A 5,195-nucleotide genomic window follows, 5' to 3' on the forward strand; every position below is an offset into this window, starting at 1 on the left:
AGAACTTCCAAAAGGGTTGATACCCTGATTAAAATAGCGATGGATTTAATGAATCCCCAACATCTGCGTAACTGGTTTGCCCACTGCTGCTACTGTCCCTTATAAACCTGCAAACCGCTGTATTTATCTTCATGGGTTTGCTTCTAGTCCTAGATCGAGAAAAGCAGTTTACTTAAAAGATCGCTTTGCTAAAACAGGAATTAAACTGGAAATACCCGATCTCAATCAAGGCGATTTTACTCACCTTACTTTAACGAGACAAATAACACAAACCGCAGCACTGTTTAATAATTTTAATATTCCCATAACTTTAATTGGTTCTAGTTTTGGTGGTTTAACTTCCGCTTGGTTAGCCGAAAAATATACCCAAGTACAAAAGCTAATTTTACTCGCCCCAGCTTTTGGTTTTCCGAGTAGTTGGTTTCATAAATTTCCTCAAGCTGAATTAAAACAATGGCAAGAATCAGGCTATAAAGATATTTATCATTATGGAAAAGACAAACTATTACCTTTACACTATGAATTTTTAAGAGATGGGAATCAGTATGATACGAATAAACTGAAAAGATCGCTACCTACCATAATCATTCACGGTAAAAATGACGATGTAGTTCCTATCGAAGTTAGTCACCAATATATTAGTAGCCATTCCACAGCGAAATTAATAGCATTAGATAGCGATCACGGCTTAAATGATGTTCAAGAAATAATTTGGCAAGAAATTCAGGATTTTTGTTAGTCCCGTCAAGCACCCAATGCAACGGGTATCCTAAAGGACTCGGCTTCGCCATCGTAAACGGGATCGAGATAGTTACTGGTTAGTTGCTAATTGCTTCATGAAGCACTTCCTTATTCTTAATTCCTCATCCTTCAGACTTCATCCCTCATCCCTTCCTAACTTGGTTGTCCAAATTGTCGATCGTAAACGATTTCTTCTTTGTTAGACTCTAGTTTAATATCAGAGCGAGGATAGGAAACACACAATAAAGCGTAACCTTCTGCTTGCAAATCAGGAGAAAGTCCCATACCCTCAGATTGTTCTACTTTTCCTTCAGTAATTTGTGCTGCACAAGTGGTACAAACTCCTGCACTACAAGAAAAAGGTAAGTCTACTCCTGCATCTCTGGCTGCATCTAAAATAGTTCGATCTTCTGCTACTTGAATAGTCTGAGTTGTTCCTTGGTGATTTATTTCAACACTATAAGTCTGTGACATCTTGATAAGAAAGATAAATTAAATTGATCGGTATTTCTAACTAGGTGTATTATTGTCTCATTGTTTAGAACCAGTTTGTTAAGAAAAATAGCTAAACCTAAAGCTTAATTGCAAGTTCTCAGTCAAAGATAGTATTTGTTTTTACAGAATGATAATTTGAGAGGAATTATCAAAATCAATCTTGAGAGCGATGTATAACAATAATACCAATAAAGACTTAATCGGTGCTGGTTTAACTGCTGGCTTAGGTGCAGGAGTTGTAACTTCTTTTGCTGCTGGTTTGGGTCAACATCCTGTAATAGCATTGGCAATTACCGCGATCGCTGCTACTGTAGGAGTGTTATGTCGGATGTACGATCTGGCTTAACCACTCATTAGTTTAAGTCAAAAGCTTTAAACTCGCTTCCATTACATCAGTAGTTTGTCCCGAAACACTAAATACTAAGGCTTCACGATAAACTCTTCCTGCACTATTAGCTAAACTATTAGCAGCACCACTAGCGGTAATCACCGCAGCCTGAGTACAACGAGATGCTAAGTTAATTACTTGACTACGAAGCTTCAATTTGTTTTCGTAATTAGTATTTTCTGAAATTGTCGCTGCGATCATTTGTTGTTTAAGATCGTCTATTTCTTGTTTGAGGACTTGTTGAATTTTTGGGATGAATTCTAGTTGCTTTCTTTGAGAGGTTTGTTGAATGATATCTAAAGCAGCGTAAGCACAGCCTAAAGGAAACCAACCGTGATTTAAGACATTTTTCTGACTGCTGTCATGAATCGAGTTTGCTGGTTTGATTGTTACTACGTAATTGCTTTCCAAATACCAGTTATCTAACTCTGCACTTACTGTATTAGTAGCACTCATCGCAATTAAATCCATTGGAAGACTTAAGGTAATTTTGCCTTTGTTTGATTGCTGAACAGTCTCCAAGGGGACAACACCATAAAGCTCTCTTCCATCAGGTAAAACCGCACCAACAATAAAATCAGTAAAGATATTCCCCCCCGTAATCCAAGGAACAAATCCCGATATTAAATAACCTTTTTCTACGGGTTGTGCTGCTACTAAAGGTTTTCCAGGACGGCGTAACTGAGAAAAACCGACACCTACTAACTTTTCTCCTGTCGCCATAGAGGATAAATACTCTTGTTGCAAAGTGTGATTATCACTAGCGGTAAAAAATGAACCCGCGCTTTGGTGCTGTGTTTGTAAAAAAGCCAAAGCACCAGAATATCTTGCAGCAGCAATTTGCCACAAGCTATAATCTGACTCACTAAAACCTGCACCTCCTAATGATGGAGGTACTTTTAAAGCCAGTAAAGAATGTTTTCCCAATTGCTGTAAAGCTTGTTGCAGCACATTAGAATCTCGATCTAATTCACTAGGGAGTATTTCTATTTCCGATAAAGAGGTTTGAGCGGATAAAAGAGAAATCACGATTAATCTAATTAATAATTGGTGGTTGTTAACGATCTTAAATAGCTGAGTGAAATTGGGTAGAAAATAGAAAAGTGTTATCATTCCCCTGCTTACATCACGCTCCTCTCCATTTTTAACTTCAGACTTATGCAAACAAGCCTTAAACATACCATTGGTAGGGTGGGCAATGCCCACCCTACATCACATATAGTGTAAAAATTCTCATAATGCCTAGATCCTAAACTTTATTTATGCCCATCTACTTACTTCTTCATTGGAGAGTCGGCTTGGAGTTTTTTTGAGGAATTTTTAGTCCCCATAAAAATTTAGAGGTTTATTTGTTACAGAATTTTAAGCTAGATTGTATTATGTCCCTTGTCAGTTATCAGTGTCCATCGAAATAATAACGAAAAATCGATGGTAAATGATCGATGTTAAATGAATAAAAAACCTCAAGAGAATGATTGGCGGTTGTTTTTGCAACTGCTTCCCTATATTGGTCAAAGTCGTGGTATTTTAATTATCTCGCTAATTTTATTAGTACCTTTAGCTATTGCTGGAGCAGTTCAACCACTCATTATCGGACAGGCTGTATCTTTATTACAAGGTGAGCCTACATGGTCATTTTTACAAGGAAAAGCAACCGCAGAAGGAGTTAACCTATTAGTCGGGTTATTACTAGCAACTGTCTTAATTCGTTTGATGTTTGCTTCCCTTCAGGGATACTTAGTACAAAAAATTGGACAGGTAATTACCGCATCAGTGAGAAAAGATCTATTCGCTCATGTTACCGCGTTATCATCCAAGTTTTTCGATCGTACTCCTGTGGGTAGGTTAGTAACTCGTTTAACTAGCGACGTGGAAGCATTGGGGGATGTCTTTGCTAGTGGTGCAATTGGGGTAGTCAGCGACTTGGTTTCGATTATTGCCATTATTGTCACTATCTATATTTTAGATTGGCGTTTAGCATCGATGCTGGTGTTAATGTTATTTCCTGTAACGGGTTTAATTATTTATTTCCAGAGACAATATCGTAAAGCTAACTATCGCGCTAGAGAAGAGTTGTCTAAACTCAACTCGATGTTACAAGAAAACATTGCAGGAATTAATATAGTTCAGCTATTTCGCCGAGAAAGATACAATGCCGAGATGTATCGCTCGATAAATCAAAATTACGTCAAAGAAGTTGATAAAACAATCTTTCATGATTCGGCAGTATCAGCTACTTTAGAATGGATTGCCTTAGTCGCGATCGCTGGTGTATTATGGTTAGGTGGCTTTTTAGTTCTTAGAGAAACCACTACTTTTGGGGAACTTTCAGCGTTTATTCTTTACGCTCAACGCTTATTTAACCCTTTGCGTCAGTTTGCCGATAAATTTACCATGTTCCAATCGGGATTTACCGCCATTGAACGTATTAAGGAGTTAATGAGTGAACCCATTGAAATCAAAGATACAGGCAAAAACTTATCATTAAACAATCGTAGGGGCGAATGGTATTCGCCCAATACCCAAGGTGATTCACCCCACCATTCACAACCCAACCAGCAAGGAGAAATCCGCTTTGAAAACGTTTGGTTTGGCTATAAACCAGACGAATACGTGATTAAAAGATTGGACTTTACTATCAAACCAGGGGAAAAAGTTGCTTTAGTCGGGCCTACAGGAGCGGGAAAAAGTTCTATTATTAGGTTACTCTGTCGTCTTTATGAACCTAGTAAGGGTAGAATTCTAGTCGATGGAATTGATATTCGCGATATTCCTCAAGCCGAATTGCGTCGCTACATTGGAGTAATTTTACAAGAAAGCTTTCTCTTTGCAGGGGATGTGCAACGTAACATTACTCTGGGAGATGATTATAGTTTCGAGCGCGTCCAACAAGCAGCTAAACTAACCAACATAGATAGCTTTATCGAAGACTTACCCAACGGTTATAATACCCAATTGCGAGAAAGAGGTACAAACCTTTCTGGAGGACAAAAACAACTCTTAGCCTTTGCCAGAGTAGCCATTCGCGAGCCTCATGTATTAGTGTTAGATGAAGCTACCGCCAGTTTAGATGTGGGTACAGAAGCCCTCATTCAATCAGCACTGGATGAGTTATTAAGCGATCGTACTGCGATTATTATTGCACACCGTCTTTCTACTATCCGCAATGTAGATAAAATATTAGTTCTCAGACGTGGCGAATTAGTAGAGTCTGGCTCTCATGATGATTTGTTAGAGCAAGATGGGTTATATGCCAGTTTGTATAAGTTACAAATGTTAGGTAGTTAAATATATTAATATTATCAATAATTTTATTGTGTGTAGGGCGAGGTATAAACCACCCTACTTTTTAAAACTTGCTCTTCCATTCATAGGAAACAAATCAGAAAAAAAAGAAGATAAAAAAGTAAAAAGCTAACGACGATACTGTATCATTAAATGATATTTTTCCACTTATATTAAGAATAAAGCTATCATTTTTAAATGAAATCATCTTTAAAATTTATTGATTTATTTGCTGGAATTGGAGGTTTCCACGAAGCATTTAAAAAACTTTCTATGGAATGTGTTT

General features: G+C 37.6%; 6 protein-coding genes. 4 read left to right on the forward strand and 2 right to left on the reverse strand.

The genetic code is table 11. The annotated features are described in order from the left end of the window. Positions 1-76: 76 nt before the first annotated feature. A complete protein-coding gene (locus tag H1P_RS30930; protein WP_144874974.1) occupies positions 77-739 on the forward strand; it encodes a YqiA/YcfP family alpha/beta fold hydrolase in 663 nt (220 codons plus the stop codon). A 155-nt stretch (positions 740-894) separates the two neighbouring features. Here H1P_RS30930 and H1P_RS30935 read toward each other — a convergent pair whose 3' ends face one another. Beyond that, positions 895-1,215 (reverse strand): 2Fe-2S iron-sulfur cluster-binding protein, encoded by a 321-nt coding sequence (locus H1P_RS30935; protein ID WP_144874976.1) that lies wholly within the window; start codon positions 1,213-1,215, stop codon positions 895-897. 190 nt (positions 1,216-1,405) lie between these two features. Between H1P_RS30935 and H1P_RS36785 the strand changes: the two genes are divergently transcribed. Further along, the gene (locus tag H1P_RS36785; protein ID WP_186376243.1) at positions 1,406-1,582 is read left to right on the forward strand and encodes a hypothetical protein; all 177 of its coding nucleotides are present in this window, start codon (positions 1,406-1,408) and stop codon (positions 1,580-1,582) included. Positions 1,583-1,594: 12 nt separating this feature from the next. On the opposite strand, the gene H1P_RS30940 is transcribed toward H1P_RS36785, so the two are convergent. After that, positions 1,595-2,653 carry an acyl-CoA dehydrogenase family protein gene (locus tag H1P_RS30940; protein WP_222427331.1) on the reverse strand — a complete coding sequence of 353 codons (1,059 nt, stop codon included), beginning with the start codon at positions 2,651-2,653 and terminating at the stop codon, positions 1,595-1,597. A 420-nt stretch (positions 2,654-3,073) separates the two neighbouring features. Between H1P_RS30940 and H1P_RS30945 the strand changes: the two genes are divergently transcribed. Next, on the forward strand, positions 3,074-4,912 hold the full coding sequence (locus tag H1P_RS30945; protein WP_144874979.1) for an ABC transporter ATP-binding protein: 1,839 nt from the start codon (positions 3,074-3,076) through the stop codon (positions 4,910-4,912). Positions 4,913-5,107: 195 nt separating this feature from the next. Beyond that, the coding region (locus H1P_RS39620) for a DNA cytosine methyltransferase (RefSeq protein ID WP_186376244.1) at positions 5,108-5,195 on the forward strand (88 nt) is incomplete at its 3' end.

This window comes from Hyella patelloides LEGE 07179, assembly GCF_900659865.1.
Classification (GTDB): Bacteria; Cyanobacteriota; Cyanobacteriia; order Cyanobacteriales; family Xenococcaceae; genus Hyella; species Hyella patelloides.

What these genes read in the sequence shown, in the direction of transcription:
- H1P_RS30945 (WP_144874979.1), top strand. Translation starts at nt 3,074, where the DNA reads ATGAATAAAAAACCTCAAGAGAATGATTGGCGGTTGTTTTTGCAACTG.
- H1P_RS36785 (WP_186376243.1), top strand. Translation starts at nt 1,406, where the DNA reads ATGTATAACAATAATACCAATAAAGACTTAATCGGTGCTGGTTTAACT.
- H1P_RS30935 (WP_144874976.1), bottom strand. Translation starts at nt 1,215, where the DNA reads ATGTCACAGACTTATAGTGTTGAAATAAATCACCAAGGAACAACTCAG.